Genomic DNA, 518 nt, shown 5'->3' on the forward strand with positions numbered 1-518 from the left:
TGGTGGAGATAAAGAGATTCGAACTCTTGACCCTCTGCGTGCAAGGCAGATGCTCTCCCAGCTGAGCTATACCCCCATATGGTGGACCTTCAGGGACTCGAACCCCGGACCAACCGGTTATGAGCCGGTTGCTCTAACCAACTGAGCTAAAGATCCATATATTTATCTGGCGACGACCTGCTCTCCCACAGGGCCTCCCCTGCAGTACCATGGGCACTGTGAAGCTTAACCTTCCTGTTCGAAATGGTAAGGGGTGTTGCCTTCACGTTATTGCCACCAGATATTTTTACCGAAAATTACTACTAACTTCGCATTCCTTCGTCAAGTCTTTCGCTGCGGTGCTCACTTACATGAGTAAGCTCTGCTCCTCCCTCAAGTCTTTCCTTGAACTGCTCGCTATTACTAATTTTCTTATAAATTGCTATTAACTTCGCAATATTTCGTCAAAACATTCATTCCGATGCTCATTTACATAAGTAAATTCCGCTTCTCATTCACATTTTTCCTCATCTTGCTCG

The 518-nt window shown here is 45.9% G+C and carries 2 tRNA genes and 1 rRNA gene; all 3 read right to left on the reverse strand.

What is annotated here, in order from left to right:
- The 3 genes from J5G60_RS18700 to rrf all read right to left on the reverse strand — a co-directional run bounded on the left by J5G60_RS18700 (position 1) and on the right by rrf (position 281).
- A tRNA-Ala gene (locus tag J5G60_RS18700) sits at positions 1 to 76 on the reverse strand.
- A gap of 3 nt (positions 77 to 79) precedes the next feature.
- Positions 80 to 156: transfer RNA gene (locus tag J5G60_RS18705), tRNA-Ile, on the reverse strand.
- An 8-nt stretch (positions 157 to 164) separates the two neighbouring features.
- A 5S ribosomal RNA gene (gene rrf, locus J5G60_RS18710) occupies positions 165 to 281 on the reverse strand.
- Positions 282 to 518 lie beyond the last annotated feature (237 nt).

It is taken from the genome of Clostridium sp. HV4-5-A1G (genome assembly GCF_900184915.1).
GTDB classification, from domain to species: domain Bacteria; phylum Bacillota; class Clostridia; order Clostridiales; family Clostridiaceae; genus Clostridium_B; species Clostridium_B aromativorans.